Genomic DNA, 22,987 nt, shown 5'->3' with positions numbered 1-22,987 from the left:
TTGTCCGCATCACTTCCATCCGGCCCCTGACCCACCGCGCTTCGGAGAAGGCATGACTCGACCCAGATCCGCCGCCCCGGCCGCCCTCGCGGTCTCGGCGGCGCTCGCCCTCGCGGCCTGCACCACGTCCTCCTCTTCCGGTGGCGGGGACGGCGCGAAGGGCTCGGCGACGTTCCGGTTCGCCGCCACGTCGGACGCCAACACCTTCGACCCCGCCAAGGGGACGGCGTCGACGGACTACGCCATCGCCCGCCTCCAGTACGCGACGCTGATCAACCGGGACAACGGCAACAAGATCATCGCCGGGCTGGCGGAGAAGTGGCAGGCCGCTCCCACCACCGGCACCTTCACCCTGCGCGCGGGCCTGACCTGCTCCGACGGCACGCCGCTGACCGCCACCGCCGTCGCGGCCTCGCTGAAGCGCTGGGCCGACCCCCGCAACGGCGGCTCGGGCTACGTCTACGCCTTCGGCCAGGGCACGCCGACGATCACCGCCGACGACGCGGCGCGGACGGTCACGGTCGCGCTGGCCAAGCCCTGGTCGGACCTGCTCGTCGGCCTGTCGCTGCCGAACGCGGGCATCGTCTGCCCGTCCGGCCTGAAGGACCCGAAGGCCCTCGCGCAGGGACCGGTGAAGGGCGCGGGCACCGGCGCCTACACCCTCACCGACGCCAGGCGCGGCCAGTCCTACACCTTCGAGCGCCGCGACGGCTACAAGGCCGCCCCGGTCTTCGCCGGCGCCGCCGCCGGCTCCTCCCCCGCCGGGCTGCGCCTGTCGATCGTGTCCAACGAGAGCACCGCGGCCAACCAGCTCAGCACCGGCCAGCTCGACTACGCGCCGCTGACCGGCCCGGACGCGGCGCGCTTCGCCAAGGGCGGCTACGGCCTGAAGTCCGCGCCGCTGCTGCGGATGTTCCTGGTGTTCAACGAGCGCGAGGGACGCCCCGGCGCCGACCCCGCCGTCCGCAGGGCCGTCGCGCAGGCGGTCGACCCGGCCGCCTTCAACAAGGTCTTCGGCGGCAAGGGCCAGGTGATGCGGAGCTGGAGCGACAGCGGCAGCCAGTGCGTCAACACCGACGCCTCGCTCGTCCCCGCCACCGACGCGGCCGCCGCCCGGAAGAAGCTCGCCGGCGTGAAGATCAAGCTGGTCGGCACCAACGCGATCGCCAACGGCTCGGGCAACGCCTACGTCCAGGAGGCGCTGCGGGCGGCGGGCGCCGACGTCGCCCTGCGCAACGTCGACAACGCCACCTGGGCCACCGACGTGCTCGCCGACAAGGGCGACTGGGACGTCACCGTGATGGCCCACCTCAACTTCGCCGGAACGCTGACCTCGGGCGCGCTGCTGCTCACCGGCCCCACCCCGCCGCAGGGCCGCAACTTCGGCGGCATCACCAACACCGCGTTCGCCGCCGGGATCGGCAAGGCGATGGCGGCCGGCGACGAGGCCGCCAAGTGCGCCGGGTGGGCCGAGGCGCAGAAGGCGCTGCTGGAGCGGGCCGACGTGGTGCCGCTGGCGACGGTGCCGGTGGCGTTCGTCTTCGGCGAGAACGCCGACGGCGCGATCGTCAACGGCACGCCCGAGCCGTCGACCTTCCGGATCAAGAGCTGATGATCGGACTCGCCGGCGCTTCCGCGCAGGGGGACGCCCCCGCGCGGAAGCGCCGCTCCGCAAGCCGGCCCTGGCTGTCGTTCCTGCTCCGCCGGCTGGCCGGGTTCGCCGCCGTGCTGGCCACGCTCGTCGTCGTGACCTTCGGGATGGTGCAGCTGATCCCCGGCGACCCCGCGCAGGCCCTCGCCGGGGTGAACGCCACCGACCAGCAGGTCGGGCTGCTGCGCAGCGAACTCGGCCTGGACCGCCCGCTCGCCGCCCGGTTCGGCTCCTACGTGACCGGGCTCCTGCACGGCGACCTCGGCACCTCCTTCCAGACCAGGGAACCGGTCGCCGACGTGATCGCCGCGCGGATGCCGTTCACCGCCGAGCTGGCGCTCCTCGCGATCGTCGTGGTGCTCGCGGTGGCGGTCCCGCTCGGCATGGCCGTCGCGGTCGCGACGCGCGGCGGGCGCCGCCGCCGCCTGGACGCGGCGTTCACCTTCTGCACCGGACTGGTCGGCGCGACGCCCGAGTACGTGCTCGGCACCCTGCTGGTGCTGGTCTTCGCGATCAAGCTGGGGGCGCTGCCCGCGGCCGGCGCGGGCAGCGTCCCGGCGCTGGTCCTGCCGGTCGTCGCGGTGGCGCTGCCCACCACCTGCGTGCTGGCGCGCATCGTGCGCCGCGAGGCCGCGGTGGTGTTCGGCCAGGACTACATGCGCGTCGCCCGGGGCCGCCGGCTCCCCGCGCTGACGCTCTACACCCGGCACGCGCTGCCCAACCTGCTCACCGGCACCCTGACGATGGGCGGGCTGATGCTCGCCGGGCTGCTCGGCGGCACCGTCATCGTCGAGAGCGTCTTCGCCTGGCCCGGCATGGGGACCCGGGTCGTCGAGGCGATCCTCAACCGCGACTACCCCGTCATCCAGGGCACCGTGCTGGTCCTCGGGATCCTCGCGACGCTGCTCAACACGCTGGTCGACGTCCTGCTCGGCCTGCTCGACCCCCGCACCCTCACCGGGAGGAGCCCCTCGTGATCCGCTGGACCAAGCGGCCCGCCGCGGGCCTCGCCGCCGGGCTCGCGGGCCTCGCCCTGATCGCCGCCGTCGGGATCGCCGCACCGCTGGTGTGGGGCGAGGACGCCGGCCGGCTCACCGGCGCCGCCCGCGAGGGCATGTCGGCCGCGCACCTGCTCGGCACCGACGCCCTCGGCCGCGACGTGCTCGCCCGCACGCTGGTCGCCACCCGGCTGACGCTGGCGCTGACGCTGCTCGCCACCCTCATCGCCGGGACGCTCGGCATCGGCCTCGGCACCGCCGTGTGGGTGAGCGGCCCGCGGATCCGGGAGATCGGGCTGCGGCTCATCGACGTCATGGTGTCCTACCCGGCGGTGATCCTCGCGCTGGTCGTCGCGGCCGTGCTCGGCGCGGGCGGCGGCGCCGCCGTCGTCGCGATCGGCGTCGCGTGGAGCCCGTCGTTCGCCCGGCTGACCGCCAACCTCGCCGCCTCGGTCGCGGGCCGCGACCACGTCGCCACCGCCCGGCTGATGGGCGTGCCGCCGCTGCGGATCCTCACCCGGCACCTGCTGCCCAACATCGCCGAACCGCTGCTGGTGCTGCTGTCGGTGTGCTTCGCCGGGACGCTGACGGCCCTGTCGGGCCTGTCGTTCATCGGCCTCGGCGTGCAGCCGCCGTCCTACGACTGGGGCGCGCTGCTGGACACCGGCCTGGACGCCGTCTACACCAACCCCGGCGAGGCCCTCGGCCCCGCCCTCGCGATCACGCTGACCGGGGTGCTCGCCGGGTTCGTCGGCGACGGCCTCGCCGCGTCCGCCGACCCGCGCCGCGCCCGCGCCGCCCGCCGCGCCGCCGCGCCCGAGCCCGCGCCGCGCGCCCCCGCGCCCGGCGTCCCCGCCGACGCCCTGCTGGTCGTCGACGACCTCAGGGTCGCCCTGCCGGACGGCGTCGAGCTGGTCGCCGGGGTCTCCTTCGCGGTGCGCCGGGGCGAGATCGTCGGCGTCGTCGGCGAGTCCGGCTCGGGCAAGAGCCTCACCGCGATGGCCGTCGCCAAGCTGCTGCCCGAGCAGGTCCACGCGACCGCCGCGGCGCTCCGCCTGGCCGACCTGGACCTCACCGCGCCGGCCGCGCCCGCCCGGCTCGCCACCGAGATCGGCGTCGTCTACCAGGACCCCGCCACCTCCTTCAACCCCGGCCTGCGGATGGGCGGGCAGATCACCGAGGCGCTGCGCCGGCACCGCCGCGTCGGCCGGGCCGACGCCCGCCGCCGGGCCGTGCGGGCGCTGACGTCGGTGCGCGTCACCTCGCCCGAGCACCGGCTCGCCCAGCACCCGCACGAGCTGTCGGGCGGCCTGCGGCAGCGCGCGATGATCGCCTCCGCGGTGCTCACCGAGCCCCGGCTGCTGATCGCCGACGAGCCGACGACCGCGCTGGACGTCACCGTCCAGGCCGAGGTCCTCGCCCTGCTCCGGGAGATCAACGAGCGGGACGGCACCGCGATGCTGTTCATCTCCCACGACATCGGCGTGATCGCCGCCCTGTGCCACCGGGTGCTCGTCATGTACGCCGGGCGGATCGTGGAGGAGCTGGCGGTCGGCGACCTGCGCCGCGGCCGGACCCGCCACCCCTACACCCGGGCCCTGCTCGCCGCCACGCCGCGCCTCACCGGCCCGGCCGGGGAACCGCCCGCCACCGTTCCGGGGCGGCCCCCCGAGCCCGGCGCCCGCCCGGCGGGCTGCGCCTTCGCCGCCCGCTGCCCGCGCGTCCTGCCGCACTGCGCGGACGAGGCCCCGCCGCAGGTGCCGTCCGACGGCGGCGGCTGGGCCGCCTGCCACGCCCTGCGGCCCGAACCCGCGGAGAGCGCCCGATGACCCTCGCAGCCGAGAACGTGACCGTCGCCTTCGGGCACGGGCCGCGCGCCCGCACCGTCCTGTCCGGCGTCGGCCTGACCGTCCGGTCGGGCACCACGGTCGGCCTGGTCGGCGAGTCGGGATCGGGCAAGTCGACGCTGGCCAAGGTCATGGTCGGCCTGGTCCGCCCGCGGTCGGGGCGCGTCACCCTGGACGGGACGGACGTGTCGGGCCTGCGCGGCCGGAGCCTCGCCGGCGTCCGCCGCCGCGTCCAGATGATCCCGCAGGACCCCTACTCGTCGCTGAACCCGCGCATGACGATCGGCCGGGCGCTGGCCGAGGCCGTCGACCCGCGCCGCGCCGACCCCCGCGCCCACGCCGCCGCGATCGCCGCGGCGCTGGCGGACGTCGCCCTGGACGCCACCGCCGCCGCCCGCTACCCGCACGAGTTCTCCGGCGGGCAGCGGCAGCGGATCGCGATCGCCCGCGCCCTGGCGACCGGCGCCGACGTCCTGGTCGCCGACGAGATCACCTCGGCGCTGGACTGCTCGGTGCAGGCCGAGGTGCTCGCCCTGCTGGGCCGGCTGCGCGGCCGGCTCGGCCTGACGATGCTGTTCATCTCCCACGACCTCGCCGTCGTCCGGCACGTCTGCGACGAGGTCGCCGTCATGAGCCGCGGCGAGATCGTCGAGCACGCCGCCCGCGACCGCCTCTACGCCGAGCCCGCCCACCCCTACACCCGGCGGCTGCTGGACAGCGCGCCGTCCCTGTCCCTGGAGGAGTCCCGTTGAGCGACCGTCCCGCCGAGACGACCCGCGAGGTCCTGGAGGACCTCACCGGCCACCTGCCGGAGCTCACCGCCCTCTACCGCGACCTGCACGCCCACCCCGAACCGTCCTGGCGGGAGCACCGCACCGCGGCCTCCGTCGCCGCCCGCCTGGCGGCCGCCGGGTTCGCCGTCACCGAGAAGGTCGGCGGCACCGGCGTCGTCGGCGTGCTCCGCAACGGCGACGGGCCCGTCGTCCTGCTCCGCGGCGACATGGACGCCCTGCCGATCGCCGAGCGGACCGGCCTGCCCTACGCCAGCACCGTGCCCGGCGTCATGCACGCCTGCGGCCACGACCTGCACGTCACCTGCCTGGCCGGGACCGCCGAGGCGCTCGCCCGCCGCCGCGCCCTGTGGTCGGGCACGCTGATGGTCGTCGCGCAGCCCGCCGAGGAGATCGGCGAGGGCGCGCAGGCCATGCTCGCCGACGGCCTGTACGGCCGCTTCGCCCGCCCCGACGTCGTCCTCGGCCAGCACGTCGGCCCGTTCCCCGTCGGGTCGATCGTGCACCGGCCCGGCCTGCTGATGTCGGCCTCCACCACCCTGGACGTGCGGATCCCCGGTACCGGCGGGCACGGCGCCCTCCCCGAGCTGTGCGTCGACCCGGTCGTCACCGCCGCCCACCTCGTCACCCGCCTCCAGACCATCGTGTCGCGCGAGACCGCGCCGTCCGACGCGGTCGTCCTCACCACCGGCGTGCTCCGCGCGGGCACCCAGGCCAACGTGATCCCCGACGAGGCCTACCTCGCCCTCAACCTGCGCACCCAGAGCGCCGCGGCCCGCGACCGGGTGCTGGCGGCCGTCCGCAGGATCGCCGAGGCCGAGTGCGCCGCCGCCGGCGCCCCCCGCCCCCCGGAGATCACCGTCACCGGCGAGTTCCCCCTCACCCTCAACGACCCCGGCGCCGACGCCGCCGTGAGCGCCGCGCACACCGGCCTGTTCGGCGCCGAGGCCGTCATCGAGCACGGCCCGCTGATGGGCAGCGAGGACTTCCCCTACTTCGGCATGGCCGACCACGCCGGCGGCGCTCCGATCCCCTCGGCGTTCTGGTTCTTCGGCGGCACCTCCGCGCAGGCGTGGGAGCGGGCGCCCGGTGAGACGCCCGAGGAGAAGCTCCGGGGCATCCCCGGCAACCACAACTCGCGCTTCGCCCCCGACGGCGACACCGCCCTCCCCGCCGGGATCACCGCGCTGACCGCCGCCGCCCTCGCCCACCTCGCATGACCGGCCCCGCCGAGCTGGTCATCATCGGCGACGTCGTCACGCTCGACCCGCGGCGCCCCCGCGCGGGCGGCGTGGCGATCCGCGACGGCCGCGTCCTCGCGGTGGGCGACCCGGCCGACCTCGACGGGCTGCACGGCCCGCACACCCAGGTCGCCCACGCCGGGGACGGCTGCATCCTGCCGGGCTTCGTGGAGGCCCACGGCCACTTCGTCGCCGACGCGCTCGGCGCCGCCGACGGCGTGACCGACATCCGCCCGGTCACCGTGCCCGACGCCGCGGGCGTCCTCGCCGCGCTCCGGCGGGCCGTGGCCGCCCGGCCCCCGCACGGCGTCCTCTGCAACGGCTGGGATCCCCTCCTCCAGAAGGGACTGCCCCGCCCCGACCTCGCCTGGCTGGACGAGCGCGCCCCCGACCTGCCCCTGGTGATCCTGCACAACTCCGGGCACGTCGCCTACTGCAACTCCGCCGCCCTGCACCGGGCCGGCCTTCCCGGCGGCGATCCGGACGGCACGGTCACGGGTCCGGAGGCGATCGGCCGCGTCACCGGCGCGCTGTTCGCCCACCTCCTCGGCTCCGGGTTCGAGCCGGCGATGGCCGCGCAGAGCGCCCGGATGGCGGCCCGGGGCGTCACCACCATGAGCGACATGGGCTTCGCCCCCGCCTACCGGCCCGCGCTCCAGGCCGCCCGCAAGGGCATCGACACGCGGCTGCGCCTCTACGAACCCGCCACGCCCGCCCTGACCAGCCAGACCACCCCCGGCACCGGCGACGACCTCATCCGCCAGATCGGCATCAAGGTCTGGGCGGACGGGTCGCCTTGGACCGGCGGCCTCGCCGCGACCTTCCCCTACCTCGACACCCCCGCCGTCCGCGGGCTGGGCCTCGCCCCCGGGCACCGCGCCCCCGTCCGCTACGACCACGCCGGGCTCACCGAGACCTTCCGGGCGTACGGGGCGGCCGGCTGGCAGCTGGCCTGCCACGCCAACGGCGACGCCGCCATCGACCTCGTCCTGGACGTGTGGGCGGACCTGACCGGCGGGCGGGCGCCGTCCGGACCGCCGCAACTGCGGCTGGAGCACGTCAGCTCCATGCGGCCCGACCAGTTCGCCCGCGCCCACGGCCTCGGCGTCACCTGCAGCCTGTTCCCCGACCACCTGCACTACTGGGGCGAGATCCTCGCCGACGACCTGTTCGGCCCCGAGGTCGCCGAACGCTGGGCTCCCGCCGGTACCGCCGTGCGCTCGGGCATGCGGGTGTCGCTGCACAACGACTCCCCCGTCACGCCGACCGACCCCCTGCACAACATCGGCGTCGCCGCGACCCGCACCACCCGCGGCGGACGGACGCTGGGCCGCGACGAGCGGCTCGGCGTCGCCCAGGCGCTGCGCGCCCAGACCATCGACGCGGCCTGGCAGCTGCTGGCCGACGACGTCATCGGCTCGGTGACCCCCGGCAAGTACGCCGACCTCGTCGTGCTCTCCGCCGACCCGCTCGCCGTCGCCCCCGAGGACGTCGCCGGACTCGATGTGATCGCCACCTACCTCGCCGGAACCCCCGTCCACAGCGGCCTCCTGGAACGCCCCTCGCCCCGCGCCTGAGCGGCGCGCGTTCTCGTGCCGCGCCGCTTACGCCGGCGGCGGCGCCGAGGCGCGGAAGGCCAGGCCGTCGCCCTCGACGACGAGCTCGCGGCCGCCGCCGTACGGGACGAACACCGCCTCGCCCGAGTTCAGGCGCTCGGCGTGGCCGTCGCGGAGAACCTCGACCGAGCCCTCCACGCACACGATCGCGCTCGGCCCGGGGTCGGTGATCGCGACCGAGGGCAGCGGGCAGAGCCGGGTCAGCCGGAACTGCCGGACGGGCGCGGGGTACAGCTCCTCCCCCGCGCGCGTCCGCTCGGGCTCCACGACCTCGGGCGCCGCTGGCGCGAAGTCGGCGACGGCGGCGAACTCGGCCCGGTCGACGTGCTTGGCGGTGAGGCCGCCGCGCAGGACGTTGTCGGACGACGCCATGATCTCCACGGCGGTCCCGTGCAGGTAGGCGTGGACGGTCCGCGGCCGCACGTACAACCCTTGCCCTGGCCGCAGGACCACCAGGTTCAGCAGCAGCGCGGCGACGCAGCCGGGGTCGTCGGGACGGTCGCGCGCGATGCGGGCCGCGACGCCGTGCGCGCCGGCGGAGCCGCCGCGCACCTCGGCCACCAGCGCCGGACGGTCCTCGGCGGGCCAGGCGTCGAGCAGCGCGAACGCCGCGGCCGGGCCGCCCTGCGCGAGGGCGTCCGCGACACGGTCCAGCCGGGGTCCGCGCGGTTCGCGCAGCAGGTACGCCGCCTCGCCCGGCTCGCGGAAGCCGCAGAGGGCCTCGAAGCGGCTGAGCGCGCAGACGAGCTCGGGCTTCGGCCAGTCGTCGCGGTAGTTGCGCGCCGGGTCGTCGCGGGCGAGCCCGCGCGCCTCCTCGCGGGCGAAGCCGGCGGCGGCCCGCGCGGCGTCGGGATGGACCTGGATCGACAGCGGCGCGGCCACCGCCAGGATCTTGAGCAGGAAGGGCAGGCGGTCGCGACCGGGACCGAGCAGGCCGCGCGGGTCGGCGGCGATCGCCGCCGGCAGGTCGGGGCCGGCGGCGATCCTCGACGGGGCCGCCGGGTGCGCGCCGATCCAGAGCTCCGCCTCGGGCTCGGGGCTCGGGCACGTCCTGCGCCGCAGCGCCGCGAGCGTCGTCCGCGATCCCCAGGCGTAGGTGCGCACCGGGTTGGCCAGCCGGAGGAGGCCCGCGTCGCCGGGCGCGCTGCTGTTCACGGTCGGGCGCCTCCTGTCGATGGCCGGACTGACCGGGGCGGCGGTGCCGCCGCGCTCCGGGATCGCCGGGTCGCGCGGCGGCACCGCCGGCGGGCCGCTACTTGGTGAGCGGGCCGAGCTTGGGGTCGTCGGCGTAGGCCTGGGCGGCGTTCTGCTTGGTGACGATGACCGGCGGCAGCAGGAACGACGGGACCACCTTCTGGCCGTTGTTGTAGGACTTGGTGTCGTTGATCTGCGGGTCGCCGCCCTTCTGCAGCGCCTTGACCATGTTCACGGTCTCGGCGACGAGCTTGCGGGTGTCCTTGTTGATCGTCGAGTACTGCACCCCGGCCATGATCGACTTGACCGACTCCACCTCGGAGTCCTGGCCGGTGACGATCGGGGTCGGCTTGCCGGCGCCCTTCACCGAGGTGAGGATCGCGCGGGCGAGCGTGTCGTTGGGCGACAGCACGCCGTCGAGGGCCTTGCCCTTGCCGTAGGTCGAGGTCAGCAGCGAGTCCATGCGCTGCTGGGCGCCCTCGGCCTTCCAGCCCTGGATGGCGGTCTGCTTGATCGCGGTCTGGCCGGAGCCGACCTTGACCTCGCCCTTGTCGATCATCGGCTTGAGCACGCTCATCGCGCCGTTGAAGAAGACGGCCGAGTTGTTGTCGTCGGGCGAGCCGGAGAACAGCTCGATGTTCCAGGGGCCCTTGGGCTTCTTGGCCTTCATGCCGTCCAGCAGCGCCTGCCCCTGGAGCTGGCCGACCTTGAAGTTGTCGAAGGCGATGTAGTAGTCGACGTCCTTGGTGTTGGTGATCAGCCGGTCGTAGGCGATCACGACCGCGCCGGCCTGCTTGGCCTGCGCCACCTGCGTGGACAGCTGCGCGGCGTCGGTCGCGCCGATGACGATGACCTTGGCGCCCTTGGTGACCATGGCCGAGATCTGCCCCTGCTGGTCGGCGACCGTGGTGGAGGCGCCCGCGTACTGCACGTCGGGCTTGAAGCCGGCCTGCTTCAGGCCGTTGGTGAACAGGTCGCCGGCGAGGACCCAGTTCTCGGAGGTCTTGGCGGGCAGCGCGACGCCGACGACCGCGCCGGCGTCGAAGCCCTTGCCGGACGAGCCGCCGTCGCCGGAGCCCTCGCGGTCGTTGGAGCAGGCGCCGAGGCCGAGCAGCAGCAGGGCCGTCGAGCCTGCCGCGAGGGCCTTGGTGAGGAGGGTGCGCATGGGGGGATGGCCTTTCTGGGTGGACTTCCGGGGTGGGACCGCCGCGGCGGTGGGGAGGGGGAGGGCCGGTCAGTCCGCGGCCGGCGCCTTGCCGGCCGGGACGAGCGGATCGCCCGCCACCGGCGGCGGCGGGGCTCCGCGGAAGGGCCGCAGGACCGACTCGATGACCGAGAAGCGGCCCTGGTTCTTGTTGTAGACGTCGATCGCCGCGGCCAGCAGCAGCACCAGGCCCTTGATGATCTGGACGAGGTCCGAGCCGACGCCCTTGAGCTGCAGGCCGTTGTTGAGCAGCGCCATGACCAGGCCGCCGACGATGGAGCCGCTCACCGTGCCGAGGCCGCCGGAGACGGCGGCGCCGCCGATGAACACGGCCGCGATCGCGTCGAGCTCCCAGTTGAGGCCGTCCTGGGGGCCGGAGGCGGCCGACCGCGCCACGAAGATCATTCCGGCGAGCGCGGCGAGCACCGACATGTTCGTCATGACGAGGAAGTTGACGCGCCGGAGCCGCACGCCCGACAGCTCGGCGGCGCGGGAGTTGCCGCCGACGGCGTAGACGTGCCGGCCGCCGGCGGTGTTGCGCGTGTAGAAGGAGTAGGCGATCACCAGGGCGGCCAGGATGATGCCCGACACCGGGAAGCTGGTGCCGACGCGGCCGCCCGCGAAGCGCAGCGTCGCGAAGACGACGACGCCGAGCATCACCGCCAGGCGGAGGGCCGAGACCCACACCGGCGCCGGATCGGTGCCCATCTGCCGGCGGATCCGGCGGGCCCGCCACTCGCGCCACCCGATGGCGGCGCAGGCGAGCAGGCCGAGCAGCAGGGTGAGGTTGTTGTACCCGGTGTCGGGGCCGACCTCGGGCAGGTAGCCGGCGCCGATGGCGCGGAAGCCGTGCGGGACGGCGACGGTGTCGGCGTTGCCGATGTACTGGTTGGCGCCGCGGAACAGCAGCATGCCGGCCAGCGTCACGATGAAGGCGGGGACGCCGACGTAGGCGATCCAGAACCCCTGCCAGGCGCCGATGGCGAGGCCGACCGCCAGGCCGAGCGCGACCGCGGCGGGCCAGGGCAGGTCCCACTGCTGCATCGACTTGGCGACCACGATGCCGGTGAACGCCGCGACGGAGCCGACCGACAGGTCGATGTGCCCGGCGACGATCACCATCAGCATGCCGATGGCGAGGATCAGGATGTAGGAGTACTGGCTGACGACCGCGATCAGGTTGCCCGACGTCAGCGTGAGGCCGTCGGTCAGCACCTGGAACAGCAGCACGATCGCCACCAGCGTGAAGATCATGCTGAACTGGCGGGCGTTGGAGGTGGTGCCTCCGAAGAGGTTCTTCTTGAGGTCCTGGTATCGGCTCATGGGGTCGCCGGCTTCTTCTCGGTGGTCATCTGCTTCATGAGGAGCTCGGGATCGGCGTCGGCGCGCGCCACCTCGCCGGTGACGGCGCCCTCGAACACGGTGTAGATCCGGTCGCACAGGCCGATGAGCTCGGGCAGCTCCGAGGAGATGACCACGACGCCCTTGCCCTGCCGGGCGAGCCGCTGCACGATCCCGTAGATCTCGAACTTGGCGCCCACGTCGATGCCGCGGGTCGGCTCGTCGAGGATCAGCAGGTCGGGGTCGGTGAACATCCACTTGGCCAGCACGACCTTCTGCTGGTTGCCGCCCGACAGCCGGGTGACGCCCTCGTCGACCGACGGGGCCTTCACCCGCAGGCTCTCCCGGTACTCCGCGGCGACGCGGTGCTCGGCGACGCGGTCCAGCACGCCGCGCCGGGTGATCTTCCGCAGCTTGGCCGAGACGACGGAGGTCTTGATGTCGTCCAGCAGGTTCAGCCCGATCGCCTTGCGGTCCTCGCTGACGTAGGCGAGGCCGTGCCCGATGGCCTCGGCGACCGTCCGGAGCTGGATCTCCGCGCCGTCCTTGAACACGCGGCCGCCGAGCCAGACGCCGTAGGAGCGGCCGAACAGGCTCATCGCCAGCTCGGTGCGCCCGGCGCCCATGAGGCCGGCGAAGCCGACGATCTCGCCGCGCCGCACGTGGAAGCTGGAGCCCTTGCAGACCAGCCGCTCGCTGGAGACCGGGTGCCGCACCGTCCAGTCGCGGACCTCGAAGAAGACCTCGCCGACCTCGGCGCCGTGCTCGGGGAAGCGGCTGCCGAGGGCGCGGCCGACCATGCCGCGCACGATCCGGTCCTCGTCGACGCCGCCCGCGCCGACGTCGAGCGTCTCGATGGTCCGGCCGTCCCGCAGGATGGTGATGGAATCGGCGATCGCCTCGATCTCGTTGAGCTTGTGCGAGATGATGATCGAGGTGATGCCCCGGCGCCGGAAGCCGCGCAGCAGGTCCAGCAGGTGCCGGGAGTCGGCCTCGTTCAGCGCCGCGGTCGGCTCGTCCAGGATCAGCAGCGTGACGTCCTTGGCGAACGCCTTGGCGATCTCGACGAGCTGCTGCTTGCCGACACCGATGTCCTTGACCAGGGTGTCGGGATCCTCCCGGAGGCCGACCTGCTCCATCAGCTCCAGCACGCGGTGCCGGGCCGCCGTCCAGTCGATCGCCCCGAACCGCCGGGGCTCGTTGCCGAGGAAGACGTTCTCGGTGATCGACATGCCCGGGACCAGGGCGAGCTCCTGGTGGATGATCGCGATGCCGGCGTGCTCGCTGGCGCGCACGTCGCCGAAGCGGACCTCCTCCCCCTTCCAGCGGATGTCGCCGGTGTAGGTGCCGTGCGGGTGGACCCCGCTCAGGACCTTCATCAGGGTCGACTTCCCGGCGCCGTTCTCGCCGCAGACGGCGTGGATCTCGCCCGCGCGGACGGCCAGGTTGACGTCGGCGAGGGCGGTCACGCCGGGGAACGTCTTGGTGATCGACCGCATCTCCAGCAGGACCGGGGGCCGGCTCACCGCGCCGCCCCGCCGTCCCGCGGCCCGCCTCGTGCGTGTGGCATCGGCCTGCTCCGTTGATCTCATCCGATGTGACGTGGGTAACGTGGCGACAACTTAAATCCAATTGTTTTACAAAGTCAACGGTGCCGGTGCAGACTGTTCCCGGCGCCCGGCAGAGAGGACCCCCAGTGCGGCGAGCAGGCACGAATCTCCCCAGGGTGGGGCGGTACAACCGGGCGATCGTGCTGGACCAGGTCCAGCTCGCCGACGGCATCAGCCGGGCGGAGATCGCCGAGCGCACCGGCCTCACCCCGCAGACGGTCTCGGGCATCGTGCGGCGGCTGCTGGACGAGGGCATCGTGCGCGAGGACGGCTCGCACCGGGGCACCGGGCTCGGCAAGCCGCGCACCACGCTGCGGATCAACGCCGCCGCCGGCAGCGCCGTCGGCGTGCACTTCGACCCGGTCGAGCTCGCCTGCGTCGTCGTCGACCTGCTCGGCCGCCCGCTGGTGCTGAAGCGCCGCCCGACGCCCGCGGGCGCCGCTCCCCCGGACGTCGTCGCGGCCATGGCGGAGCTCGTCGGCGACGTGCTCGGCGAGGCCGACGTGCCGCGCGACCGGGTCCTCGGCCTCGGCCTCGCCAGCCCCGGCCCGATCGACCAGGACCTCGGCATGGTCGTCGCGCCGCCGCAGCTCGCGAACTGGACGCGGGTGCCGATGAAGGCGCTGCTCAGCGAGGCGACCGGGCTGCCGGTGACGCTGGACAACGACGCCACCGCCGCCGCGATCGGCGAGCGCTGGTCGGGCGCGGGCCGCGGCGTCGCCAACTTCGCCTACTTCTTCTTCGGCACCGGCGTCGGCGGCGGCCTGATCCTCAACCACCAGGTCTTCCGCGGCGGCTCGCTCAACGCCGGGGAGTTCGGGCACACCTCCGTGATGCCCGACGGCCCGGAGTGCTACTGCGGCAACCGGGGCTGCCTGGAGCGGCTGGTCAACCCGGCCGCGATCACCGACGCGGCGCGCCGCCGCCTCGCCGCCGGGCGGGACGGCGGCCCGCTCGCGGCGGCCTTCCGCCGCTCGCCCGCGGCGGTCGACCACCCGGCGGTGCTCGCCGCGGCCGCGGCCGGGGACCCGGTGGCGACCGCGGTGGTCGCCGAGGCCGCCGGGCACGTCGCGACCGCGGCGGTCAACGTCGTCAACATCACCGACGTGGACCTCATCGTGCTCGGCGGCCACGGCATCCGCGGCGTCGAGCCCGCCTTCGCCGGCGCGGTCACCGCGGCGCTCGCCACCCGGCCGCTGTCGCGGCACGTCCGGGAGATCGCGGTCGCCAGCTCCCCGCTCGGCGTGGACGCCGCCGTCATCGGCGGGGCCGCGCTCGTCCTGCACGCCGCGTACTCACCGCAGCTCTCGGCCCTTCTCGCGGACTGACCACCACGCCCACGGGAGGGTTCATGGACCAGGGAGCCGTGCTCGCCGTCGACATCGGCGGCACCACGATCGGCGCCGGCCTGATCGGCGCCGACGGCGCCGTCCACCGCCACCGCGAGATCCGCACGCCCGCCGCCGAGCCGCGGCTCAGCGAGGGGCTGCGCGGCCTGCTCGGCGCGCTGCTGGCGGGCGCGCCGCCGCCCGCGGCCGTCGGGCTCGCCTCGGCCGGCCCCATCGACCTTCCCGCCGGGACCGTCAGCCCGGTGAACATCCCGTCCTGGCGCGGGTTCCGGCTCGTCGAGCAGGTCGCGGGCCTCGTTCCGGACGTCCCGGTCGTCCTGGTCGGCGACGGCATCGCCGCCGCCGCGGGCGAGCACTGGCTCGGCGCGGGGCGGGGCGCCGCCTCGATGCTCGGCATCGTCGTCTCCACCGGCATCGGCGGCGGCCTGGTGCTGAACGGCGCCCCCTACCCGGGCCCGAGCGGCAACGCCGGGCACCTCGGCCACACCGTCGTGGACCCGGCGGGCCCGCCCTGCCCGTGCGGCGCGGCCGGGTGCGTCGAGACGTTCGCCAGCGGCCCGTCGATGGTCCGGTGGGCGCGGGAGCGCGGCTGGACCGGCCCCGACGCCCGCGCCCTCGCCGCGGCCGCCGCCCGCGGCGACGCGACGGCGCTCGCCGCGTTCGACCGGGGCACCGGCGCGCTCGCCCGGGCCATCGCCTCGACGGCGGCGGTCTGCGACCTGGACCGCGTCGTGATCGGCGGCGGGGTCGCGGCGGCGGGACCGGTGCTCTTGGACCCCCTGCGCCGCCACCTGGAGCGGATCGTCACGCTCGACTTCATCCGGCGGACGACCGTCCGCCCGTTCGCCCTCGGCCGCAACGCCGGCCTCCTCGGCGCCGCCCGCACCGCCCTCCTCGCCTGCGACCGGTCACCCGCGGACGCCCGCCTCACCTGACCGGCCCTAGAAGCGGACGATTCAGGCATGCAAAAGGCCGGTCCCGTTAGTGGAACCGGCCTGTGACCTGGGGTGGGCGATACTGGGTTCGAACCAGTGACCTCTTCGGTGTGAACGAAGCGCTCTCCCACTGAGCTAATCGCCCCGGTGCGGTCGCCGGGGGCCGCCTGCGGCGTTTCCCGACAGGCAGAACTCTAGCGCATTCCGGTGGTGGTTCGCGCACGGTCGGGCGTCAGTTCCAGGGGGTCCAGTCCTGGATGTTCCAGGGCAGGTGGAAGTCGTAGACGACGAGGAAGGCGAGGATGGCGGCGGCGACGAGGACGCCGCCGAGGACGCTGAGGATGGTGTTGCGGCGGCGCCGGCGGGGGTCCAGGGCCTTCTCCTTGGCGCGCTCGGCGGCCTCCTTGGCCTTGTGCAGCGCCCGCTGCGCCCAGGCGAACTCGGTGGCGAGGACGGCGAGGCCGAGGATGATGCCGAGGAAGCCGGGACCGGGGGTCACCATCATGACCAGGCCGCCCGCGAGCAGCGTCGCGCCGACGCTGAAAACGCCGACGCGCCAGGTGGTGTCGAGGAGCCGGTTCCGGCGGATGCGCTCGCGGAAGCGGGCGAGGCGGGACGGGCGGTCATCTGTTTCCTGCTTGGTGGCCACGAAATTACCCTAGGGCAGCTACGTGGGCGTTTTGAGCCGGACATGCCGGTAAGAGCGGTTCCCCGGAGGCGTGAAGCGGGAGCGGAGTGGGCAGGGCTGGGACGGCGTTTGCCCGCTTTTGTACAGGTCGGGAGGGTGGTGACTTCACTCACACGACCATGGTCACGCGGAATGTTCGCGCGAGTTCCCTCCGTTACGCGTCATAGATCGCGGGGACATCCGTGAGAGGGAGTGCAGACCCACCGGAGCACCCGCAGGCAAGCGGGACCGACGTCGAAGGAATCAGGCCATGAACAGCAGTACGACCGTGTCAGCCGAGCTGGGCCTCCGCCTCGTCGTCCCCGACCACACGACCGTCCCCCTGCTGGCGGGGCTGGAGTACGCGGCCGACGACCCGTACGCCATCAGGATGTCGTTCTACGTGGGCGACGACGAGCCGGTGGAGTGGATCTTCGCCCGGGAGCTGCTCACCGTGGGGATCGTGCGCAAGGTCGGGGACGGGGACGTGGAGGTGTGGCCCGCCGGGCCGCAGGACGACGACACCCTGAACATCGCGCTGTCGTCGCCGTTCGGCGACGCGCTGTTCGAGGCGCCGCTGTCGCCGCTCGCGGAGTTCCTGCACCGCACCTACCAGGCCGTCCCGGCCGGCCAGGAGAGCGACCACATCGACATCGACCGGGAGCTGGAGCACCTGCTCTGGCAGTCCTGACGGCTAGCCGGTGAGCCGGGCCATGCGGCGCATCTTGTTCATCGCGTCGAGCGCGGCCACCTTGTAGGACTCGGCGAGCGTCGGGTAGTTGAACACCGCGTTGACCAGGTAGTCGACGGTGCCGCCGAGGCCCATCACGGTCTGCCCGATGTGGACGAGCTCGGTCGCGCCGGTGCCGAACACGTGCACGCCGAGCAGCGAGCGGTCGTCCGGGGAGACCAGCAGCTTCAGCATGCCGTAGGAGTCGCCGATGATCTGGCCGCGGGCGAGCTCGCGGTAGCGCGACACCCCGACCTCGAAGGGCACCTTGGCCTCGGTCAGCTCGTCCTCGGTGCGGCCGACGAAGCTGATCTCGGGGATGGTGTAGATCCCGATCGGCTGCAGCTCGTGGATCTCGGCGACCGGCTCGCCGCAGGCGTGGTGGGCGGCGAGCCGCCCCTGCTCCATCGAGGTGGCGGCGAGCGAGGGGAAGCCGATGACGTCGCCGACCGCGTAGATGTGCGGGACGGCGGTGCGGTAGTCGGCGTCGACCTCGATGCGGCCGCGGCGGTCGGCGGCGAGGCCGGCGGCCTCCAGGCCGAGGGAGTCGGTCATGCCCTGGCGGCCCGCCGAGTACATGACGCAGTCGGCGGGGATCCGCTTGCCGCTCTCCAGGACGGTGACCGCGCCGCGCTCGTGGCGCTCGACCGAGGCGACGGTCTCGCGGAACCGGAAGGTGACGGCGAGGTCGCGCAGGTGGTACTTGAGCGCCTCGACGATCTCCAGGTCGGCGAACTCCAGCATCCGGTCGCGCCGCTCGATCACGGTGACCTTGGTGCCGAGCGCGGCGAACATCGAGGCGTACTCGATGCCGATGACGCCGGCACCGACGACGACCATGCTCTCGGGGACGCGGTCCAGGCCGATGATCCCGTCGGAGTCGATCACCGTGCGCTCGTCGAACTCCACCGTCTCGGGGCGGGCCGGGCGCGTCCCGGTGGCGATGACGATCCGGTCGGCGGTGATCTTCTGCTCGCGCTCGCCCTCGCCGGCCACCCCGATCGTGTCGGGGGCCAGGAACCGGCCGTGGCCGGGCAGGACGGTGACGTGGTTGCGGGCGAGCTGGCTGCGGATGACGTCGATCTCGCGGCCGATGACGTGCCGGGTGCGCATCCCGAGGTCGGCGACGGTGATCTCGTCCTTGACCCGGTAGCTCTGCCCGTACAGCTCGCGCTGGTTCAGGCCGGTGAGGTAGAGGACGGCCTCCCGCAGCGTCTTGGACGGGATCGTGCCGGTGTTGATGCAGACGCCGCCGATCATCGTGCGGCGGTCCACGATGGCCACCCGGCGGCCGAGCTTGGCGGCCGCGATGGCGGCGCGCTGGCCGCCCGGCCCCGACCCGAGGACGATCACGTCGAAGTCGCTCACGCCCTCCAGTCTGGACCGGTCCGCGCGGACGCATAAGACCCCCGTGCCCATCACTTGCCGGTTCTTTAGGATGCGCCGGATCGGGCACGGGTAGGCCATGAGTATGCGGATGCTGGGCATCGACATCGGCGGATCGGGGATCAAGGGCGCCCCGGTCGACCTGTCCACCGGTGAGTTCCTGGAGGAGCGGCTGCGGATCGAGACGCCGCAGCCGGCCAAGCCGGACGCGGTCGCGGCCGTGCTGAAGGAGATCGCCGACCATTTCGGCGGCGACGGCCGGATCGGCGTGACCTACCCCGGGGTCGTGATCGACGGCGTGACGCAGACGGCCGCCAACGTGGACAAGCACTGGATCGGCACGGACGCCGCCGCGCTGTTCGCCAAGGCCACCGGCCGCCCGGTGACGGTGCTGAACGACGCCGACGCCGCGGGCGTCGCCGAGATGCGGCTCGGCGCCGGCAAGGGCCAGCAGGGCACGGTGCTGATGGTCACCCTCGGCACCGGCATCGGCAGCGCCCTGTTCAGCGGCGGCGTGCTCGTCCCCAACACCGAGCTCGGGCACCTGAAGATGCACGGCCACGACGCCGAGAAGCACACCTCGGCCAAGGCCCGCGAGGACGAGGACCTGGACTGGGACGAGTGGGCCGGCCGGCTCGCCAAGTACTTCCACTACGTGGAGGCGCTGCTGAACCCGTCACTGATCATCGTGGGCGGCGGGGTGAGCAAGAAGGCCGCCAAATTCCTGCCGCTGATCGAGGGCGTGCGGGCGCCGATCGTGCCCGCCGAGCTGGTCAACAACGCCGGCATCGTCGGCGCCGCGATGGCCGCCGCCGAGGCGTCCGCCGCGGACGCGTCCGACGTGCGGCCGCCGGTCATCGAGGCCGCCTCCCACCAGGAGGCCGCCGCCGGGTAGCCGCCGGGACGGCCGCGCGGCCGTCCCGGCGCCCCGCCGGTCAGGGGTCGAGCCGCTCGGCGGCGCGCGCCGCGAAGACCTCCATCGCCTTGGCGGTGACCGGGCCGGGGGCGGCCGGCAGCGCGGTGTCGTCGACGGCGGCGATCGGCTGCACGTCGCGGGTGGTGGAGACCAGGAACGCCTCCTCGGCCCGGTACAGGTCGGCGAGCGGGACGTCCTGCTCCTCGCCGCCGCACCACTCCAGGACGAGGGCGCGGGTGACGCCGGCGAGGCACCCCGACGCCAGGGTGGGGGTGACCAGGCGGCCGTCCAGCACCAGGAAAATGTTGCTGCCGGTGCCCTCGCACAGGTTCCCGGCGAGGTTCCCGAAGATCGCCTCGCCGCCGCCGCGCTCGTGCGCGTAGGCGAGGGCGAGGGCGTTGTCGGCGTAGGAGGTCGTCTTCAGGCCGGTGAGGGCGCCGCGCTCGTTGCGCGGCCACGGCACGACCGTGACGGCGGCGGTGGCCGGGAACGGCTTCTGCTCGGCGTGGGCGACGACGGTGGTGGCGCCCTGGTCGCCGCGGTCGGAGCCGAGCGGGCCGACGCCGCTCGTGTGGGTGATGCGGACGCGGCCGAGGGGCGTCCGCGGCGCGGCGGCCAGCACCTCCAGGACGCCCTGGGCGATGGCGTCCTGGTCGGGCTCGGGCAGGCCGAGCCCGGCCGCCGAGCGGGCCAGCCGGCGCAGGTGCCGGGTCAGCGCGAACGGCTCGCCGTGCTGCGCCTTGACCGTCTCGAACACGCCGTCGCCGACGAGGACGCCGTGGTCGAACACCGACACCGTCGCCTGCGCCGGATCGACGAGGTCACCGTTGACCCAGACCTTGCCCTGCTCCGTTGTCACGGGATGCCACCTCCAGAAGCCGAGCCGCCTTGAGCTCGGTCTCGCGCCATTCTCGTAGGGGGTCGGACGCCCACGTGATGCCCGCGCCGGTGCCGAAGCGGAGATGCCCGTCCTCCGCCCAGAAGGTCCGGATGCCGACCGCGAGCGAGGCGCGCCGGGAGTCCGCGTCCACCCACCCGATGGCTCCACAGTAAGGCCCGCGCGGCGCGGGTTCGAGCTCATCCAGCAAGGCCAGGGCGCTCGACTTCGGGGCGCCGGTGACCGAGCCGGGCGGGAACGTCGCCGCCAGCAGGTCCGCCCAGCCCGTCCCGGGGGCGGGCCGCGCCGCCACCGTGGACACCAGGTGGACGAGGCCGGGGTGCTCCTCCAGCGCGCAGAGCGCCGGCACCTCGACCGTGCCGGGGACGGCGACCCGGCCGAGGTCGTTGCGGACCAGATCGACGATCATGACGTTCTCGGCGCGGTCCTTCGGCAGCAGGTCGGCGGCGGTGCGGCCGGTGCCCTTGATCGGCCGGGACTCCACCCGGTCGCCGTCGCGGGCGAGGTAGAGCTCGGGCGAGGCCGAGGCGATCGCGAGGCCGGGCAGCCGCAGCGTCATCGCGTGCGGGGCCGGGTTGCCGGCGGCGAGGAGCCGGCCGAGCCCGGCGATGTCGGCGCGCGGGTCGAGCGGCGCCGACAGCACCCGGCAGAGGTTGGCCTGGTAGACGATCCCGTCGGCGATGGCGGCGCGGATGCGCTCCACGCCGCGCACGTAGGCGGCCTCGTCCAGCGAGCTCGTCCACTCCCCCGGCGGGATCCAGCGGCCGCCGGGGTGCGGCGCGGGCCGCACGTCGGTGAAGCGGGCGCAGGCGACCTCGCCCTCGTAGGTGACGGCGACCGCCCACCAGCCGCGCCCGTCGAGCGCGGCGGGGTCGGTGGTGACGTCGGCGAGGCCGGTCGCCAGCAGTCCCCCGGCGTGCGCGAACGGCTCGCCCGCCGGGACGTCGGTGTGCATGGCGCCCAGTCTGCCGGGCGGGCGCGTCCCGCCGCCGGTCAGCCCTCCTCGGGGAGCAGGCAGCCGAAGGCGGCGGCGAGGCCGTCGCGGCCCGTCGCGGTGACGGCCAGCGCGCGGCGGGTGCCGGTCCGCTCGAACCAGCCGAGCTCGATCAGCCGGTCGGTGACGGCGGCGCCGAGCGCCCCGTTCAGGTGCGGGCGGCGCTGCGTCCAGTCCAGGCAGTGCCAGGCGAAGCGGCGCTTGGCGGCGCGCAGCGCGGGCAGGTCGAGGCCGAAGCCGGCGAACCGCTCCTCGCCCTTGGCGGTGACGGCGTAGGAGTCCTCTCCGTCGGGCTCGATCAGGCCGCCGTCCAGCAGCGACGCGAACAGCGTCACCCCGGCGACGCCCGCCAGGTGGTCGTAGCAGGTGCGGGCGCTGTGCAGGCGGCGCGCCTCGCGCGACTGGCGGAGCCCCTTCACCGGGACGGGCCCGCTGATGCGGCTGAGCGCCTCGACCGCCTGCGCGACCTCGGGGCCGGCCAGCCGGTAGTAGCGGTGCCGGCCCTGCGCGACGACCGTCACCATGCCCGCGTCCAGCAGCCGGGACAGGTGGGACGAGGCGGTCTGCGCGGTGACGCCGGCGGCGCGGGCGAGTTCGCCCGCCGCGAGCGGCCGCCCGTCCAGCAGGACGGTGAGCATCGCCGCCCGCGCCCGGTCGGCGAGCAGCGCCGCGACCGGCGCGAAGTCGGAACCGTAGGACGAACCGTAGGTCTCGGGCATGCTCCCGACCCTACGCGCGCGACGTTTCGCCGCCCGTCGAAGGATCTTCCCGGCGTACCGCCCGACTCGCGAAACCCGGTTTGGGGTTCGCCGCCAGACGCGCTAATGTTTTCCATGTCGCCGCGAGGGACCGCCCCGAAAGGGACCGGAACCGGGCAGCGCAAGCGGAAGTGGCTCAGTGGTAGAGCATCACCTTGCCAAGGTGAGGGTCGCGGGTTCGAATCCCGTCTTCCGCTCTGAGGGGCCTTGCAGGCTGCTGAGCAGGTCTCACTCTGGTGGAGTGGCCGAGAGGCGAGGCAACGGCCTGCAAAGCCGTGTACACGGGTTCAAATCCCGTCTCCACCTCGATAGACGTCGCACCGCCCCGGCGGAACGGCGACCCGGACGATTAGCTCAGCGGGAGAGCGCTTCCCTGACACGGAAGAGGTCACTGGTTCAATCCCAGTATCGTCCACCAGCCGGAAGTCTCCATCTCAGCCGAGATGGAGACTTCTGCGTTTCCACGGTGTTCCTCGCGTTCCTCAGGCGCCGGCGGGGCCTCCCATCTCGTCGGGCTGGTCCGGGGCGGACGCGCTGGACGCGCGCATCTGCGTCGAGGCGATGTACATCGACATGAGCTTCTCCTGGTCGTGCACCAGGCGCTCGATCATCCCCCAGGTACGGTTGATCATCAGTGTCAGGTAGATCACGATGACCACCGAGTACAGGAAGATGGCGCCGCGGCCAGGAAGGAACTCCGCCGCCAGGTTGGCCACCAGCACGGTCGTTCCGATCAGCGCGAGGACGAGCAGGATGCTGTTCCACATCCGGTTCTCGGCGTCGATATAGCGGTCCTTCAGGTCCACCGCGGGCCGGTACTCGACTTGGAAGGGACGGGACACGGGGCTCACCACCTGCCAT

General features: G+C 74.0%; 20 protein-coding genes and 4 tRNA genes. 13 read left to right on the top strand and 11 right to left on the bottom strand.

From position 1 onward, the window contains the following. Positions 1-52: 52 nt before the first annotated feature. From K1Y72_RS32955 to K1Y72_RS32930, 6 genes are read left to right on the top strand one after another with little or no spacing between them, the layout of a single operon-like run. A complete protein-coding gene (locus K1Y72_RS32955; RefSeq protein ID WP_220170445.1) occupies positions 53-1,612 on the top strand; it encodes an ABC transporter substrate-binding protein in 1,560 nt (519 codons plus the stop codon). Next, positions 1,612-2,628, top strand: coding sequence for an ABC transporter permease (locus K1Y72_RS32950; protein ID WP_220170444.1), 1,017 nt, complete (start codon positions 1,612-1,614; stop codon positions 2,626-2,628). Before K1Y72_RS32955 ends, K1Y72_RS32950 begins: the two co-directional genes overlap by 1 nt. After that, entirely contained in the window at positions 2,625-4,478 is a 1,854-nt protein-coding gene (locus K1Y72_RS32945; RefSeq protein WP_220170443.1) for a dipeptide/oligopeptide/nickel ABC transporter permease/ATP-binding protein, read from the top strand. Before K1Y72_RS32950 ends, K1Y72_RS32945 begins: the two co-directional genes overlap by 4 nt. Further along, the gene (locus tag K1Y72_RS32940; protein WP_220170442.1) at positions 4,475-5,248 is read left to right on the top strand and encodes an ABC transporter ATP-binding protein; all 774 of its coding nucleotides are present in this window, start codon (positions 4,475-4,477) and stop codon (positions 5,246-5,248) included. The genes K1Y72_RS32945 and K1Y72_RS32940 overlap by 4 nt, the downstream gene beginning before the upstream one ends. Beyond that, positions 5,245-6,507 (top strand): amidohydrolase, encoded by a 1,263-nt coding sequence (locus K1Y72_RS32935; protein ID WP_220170441.1) that lies wholly within the window; start codon positions 5,245-5,247, stop codon positions 6,505-6,507. The genes K1Y72_RS32940 and K1Y72_RS32935 overlap by 4 nt, the downstream gene beginning before the upstream one ends. Next, positions 6,504-8,105 carry an amidohydrolase gene (locus K1Y72_RS32930; RefSeq protein ID WP_220170440.1) on the top strand — a complete coding sequence of 534 codons (1,602 nt, stop codon included), beginning with the start codon at positions 6,504-6,506 and terminating at the stop codon, positions 8,103-8,105. The genes K1Y72_RS32935 and K1Y72_RS32930 overlap by 4 nt, the downstream gene beginning before the upstream one ends. Before the next feature lie 27 nt (positions 8,106-8,132). Here K1Y72_RS32930 and manA read toward each other — a convergent pair whose 3' ends face one another. The 4 genes from manA to mmsA form a co-directional block, all read right to left on the bottom strand. Then, positions 8,133-9,299 (bottom strand): mannose-6-phosphate isomerase, class I, encoded by a 1,167-nt coding sequence (gene manA / locus K1Y72_RS32925; RefSeq protein WP_220170439.1) that lies wholly within the window; start codon positions 9,297-9,299, stop codon positions 8,133-8,135. A gap of 97 nt (positions 9,300-9,396) precedes the next feature. Further along, on the bottom strand, positions 9,397-10,503 hold the full coding sequence (locus K1Y72_RS32920) for a substrate-binding domain-containing protein (protein ID WP_220170438.1): 1,107 nt from the start codon (positions 10,501-10,503) through the stop codon (positions 9,397-9,399). Positions 10,504-10,572: 69 nt separating this feature from the next. Further along, entirely contained in the window at positions 10,573-11,865 is a 1,293-nt protein-coding gene (gene mmsB, locus K1Y72_RS32915; RefSeq protein WP_258574388.1) for a multiple monosaccharide ABC transporter permease, read from the bottom strand. Continuing rightward, the gene (gene mmsA, locus K1Y72_RS32910) at positions 11,862-13,382 is read right to left on the bottom strand and encodes a multiple monosaccharide ABC transporter ATP-binding protein (protein ID WP_220170473.1); all 1,521 of its coding nucleotides are present in this window, start codon (positions 13,380-13,382) and stop codon (positions 11,862-11,864) included. The genes mmsB and mmsA overlap by 4 nt, the downstream gene beginning before the upstream one ends. Before the next feature lie 227 nt (positions 13,383-13,609). Between mmsA and K1Y72_RS32905 the strand changes: the two genes are divergently transcribed. After that, positions 13,610-14,821, top strand: coding sequence for an ROK family transcriptional regulator (locus tag K1Y72_RS32905; RefSeq protein WP_220170437.1), 1,212 nt, complete (start codon positions 13,610-13,612; stop codon positions 14,819-14,821). A 23-nt stretch (positions 14,822-14,844) separates the two neighbouring features. After that, complete coding sequence (locus K1Y72_RS32900; RefSeq protein WP_220170436.1) at positions 14,845-15,777, top strand: ROK family protein; 933 nt, start codon at positions 14,845-14,847, stop codon at positions 15,775-15,777. Between the two features lie 73 nt (positions 15,778-15,850). On the opposite strand, the gene K1Y72_RS32895 is transcribed toward K1Y72_RS32900, so the two are convergent. Together K1Y72_RS32895 and K1Y72_RS32890 are read right to left on the bottom strand one after the other, a co-directional pair. Beyond that, a tRNA-Val gene (locus K1Y72_RS32895) sits at positions 15,851-15,922 on the bottom strand. Positions 15,923-16,009: 87 nt separating this feature from the next. After that, the gene (locus tag K1Y72_RS32890; protein ID WP_308287339.1) at positions 16,010-16,426 is read right to left on the bottom strand and encodes a PGPGW domain-containing protein; all 417 of its coding nucleotides are present in this window, start codon (positions 16,424-16,426) and stop codon (positions 16,010-16,012) included. A gap of 289 nt (positions 16,427-16,715) precedes the next feature. Here K1Y72_RS32890 and K1Y72_RS32885 point away from each other — a divergent pair, with 289 nt between their 5' ends. Continuing rightward, positions 16,716-17,135, top strand: a complete 420-nt coding sequence (locus tag K1Y72_RS32885) for an SsgA family sporulation/cell division regulator (RefSeq protein WP_220170435.1) — start codon at positions 16,716-16,718, stop codon at positions 17,133-17,135. Between the two features lie 3 nt (positions 17,136-17,138). On the opposite strand, the gene sthA is transcribed toward K1Y72_RS32885, so the two are convergent. Continuing rightward, entirely contained in the window at positions 17,139-18,542 is a 1,404-nt protein-coding gene (sthA, locus tag K1Y72_RS32880; protein ID WP_220170434.1) for a Si-specific NAD(P)(+) transhydrogenase, read from the bottom strand. A 103-nt stretch (positions 18,543-18,645) separates the two neighbouring features. Here sthA and ppgK point away from each other — a divergent pair, with 103 nt between their 5' ends. Next, the gene (ppgK, locus tag K1Y72_RS32875; RefSeq protein ID WP_220170471.1) at positions 18,646-19,455 is read left to right on the top strand and encodes a polyphosphate--glucose phosphotransferase; all 810 of its coding nucleotides are present in this window, start codon (positions 18,646-18,648) and stop codon (positions 19,453-19,455) included. Between the two features lie 40 nt (positions 19,456-19,495). On the opposite strand, the gene K1Y72_RS32870 is transcribed toward ppgK, so the two are convergent. From K1Y72_RS32870 to K1Y72_RS32860, 3 genes are read right to left on the bottom strand one after another with little or no spacing between them, the layout of a single operon-like run. Next, positions 19,496-20,335 carry an aminotransferase class IV gene (locus K1Y72_RS32870; RefSeq protein ID WP_220170433.1) on the bottom strand — a complete coding sequence of 280 codons (840 nt, stop codon included), beginning with the start codon at positions 20,333-20,335 and terminating at the stop codon, positions 19,496-19,498. Then, the gene (locus K1Y72_RS32865) at positions 20,298-21,329 is read right to left on the bottom strand and encodes a chorismate-binding protein (RefSeq protein WP_220170432.1); all 1,032 of its coding nucleotides are present in this window, start codon (positions 21,327-21,329) and stop codon (positions 20,298-20,300) included. The genes K1Y72_RS32870 and K1Y72_RS32865 overlap by 38 nt, the downstream gene beginning before the upstream one ends. A 38-nt stretch (positions 21,330-21,367) precedes the next feature. Further along, positions 21,368-22,087: a helix-turn-helix domain-containing protein gene (locus K1Y72_RS32860; protein WP_220170431.1), complete on the bottom strand. Its 720-nt coding sequence runs from the start codon at positions 22,085-22,087 to the stop codon at positions 21,368-21,370. A gap of 164 nt (positions 22,088-22,251) precedes the next feature. Here K1Y72_RS32860 and K1Y72_RS32855 point away from each other — a divergent pair. The 3 genes from K1Y72_RS32855 to K1Y72_RS32845 all read left to right on the top strand — a co-directional run bounded on the left by K1Y72_RS32855 (position 22,252) and on the right by K1Y72_RS32845 (position 22,544). Continuing rightward, positions 22,252-22,323, top strand: a tRNA-Gly gene (locus K1Y72_RS32855). A gap of 38 nt (positions 22,324-22,361) precedes the next feature. Further along, positions 22,362-22,432: transfer RNA gene (locus K1Y72_RS32850), tRNA-Cys, on the top strand. Positions 22,433-22,469: 37 nt separating this feature from the next. Beyond that, positions 22,470-22,544: transfer RNA gene (locus tag K1Y72_RS32845), tRNA-Val, on the top strand. 64 nt (positions 22,545-22,608) lie between these two features. Here K1Y72_RS32845 and K1Y72_RS32840 read toward each other — a convergent pair. Continuing rightward, positions 22,609-22,980, bottom strand: coding sequence for a hypothetical protein (locus K1Y72_RS32840; protein ID WP_220170430.1), 372 nt, complete (start codon positions 22,978-22,980; stop codon positions 22,609-22,611). Between the last annotated feature and the right edge of the window lie 7 nt (positions 22,981-22,987).

Origin of the sequence: Actinomadura parmotrematis (assembly GCF_019458805.1) — a bacterium.
Taxonomy (GTDB): domain Bacteria; phylum Actinomycetota; class Actinomycetes; order Streptosporangiales; family Streptosporangiaceae; genus Spirillospora; species Spirillospora parmotrematis.
This window is presented reverse-complemented; position numbering and strand designations above follow the sequence as displayed.

What these genes read in the sequence shown, in the direction of transcription:
- K1Y72_RS32955 (WP_220170445.1), top strand. Translation starts at nt 53, where the DNA reads ATGACTCGACCCAGATCCGCCGCCCCGGCCGCCCTCGCGGTCTCGGCG.
- K1Y72_RS32950 (WP_220170444.1), top strand. Translation starts at nt 1,612, where the DNA reads ATGATCGGACTCGCCGGCGCTTCCGCGCAGGGGGACGCCCCCGCGCGG.
- K1Y72_RS32940 (WP_220170442.1), top strand. Translation starts at nt 4,475, where the DNA reads ATGACCCTCGCAGCCGAGAACGTGACCGTCGCCTTCGGGCACGGGCCG.
- K1Y72_RS32930 (WP_220170440.1), top strand. Translation starts at nt 6,504, where the DNA reads ATGACCGGCCCCGCCGAGCTGGTCATCATCGGCGACGTCGTCACGCTC.
- K1Y72_RS32920 (WP_220170438.1), bottom strand. Translation starts at nt 10,503, where the DNA reads ATGCGCACCCTCCTCACCAAGGCCCTCGCGGCAGGCTCGACGGCCCTG.
- mmsB (WP_258574388.1), bottom strand. Translation starts at nt 11,865, where the DNA reads ATGAGCCGATACCAGGACCTCAAGAAGAACCTCTTCGGAGGCACCACC.
- mmsA (WP_220170473.1), bottom strand. Translation starts at nt 13,382, where the DNA reads ATGCGGTCGATCACCAAGACGTTCCCCGGCGTGACCGCCCTCGCCGAC.
- K1Y72_RS32900 (WP_220170436.1), top strand. Translation starts at nt 14,845, where the DNA reads ATGGACCAGGGAGCCGTGCTCGCCGTCGACATCGGCGGCACCACGATC.
- K1Y72_RS32885 (WP_220170435.1), top strand. Translation starts at nt 16,716, where the DNA reads ATGAACAGCAGTACGACCGTGTCAGCCGAGCTGGGCCTCCGCCTCGTC.
- ppgK (WP_220170471.1), top strand. Translation starts at nt 18,646, where the DNA reads ATGCGGATGCTGGGCATCGACATCGGCGGATCGGGGATCAAGGGCGCC.
- K1Y72_RS32865 (WP_220170432.1), bottom strand. Translation starts at nt 21,329, where the DNA reads ATGCACACCGACGTCCCGGCGGGCGAGCCGTTCGCGCACGCCGGGGGA.
- K1Y72_RS32860 (WP_220170431.1), bottom strand. Translation starts at nt 22,087, where the DNA reads ATGCCCGAGACCTACGGTTCGTCCTACGGTTCCGACTTCGCGCCGGTC.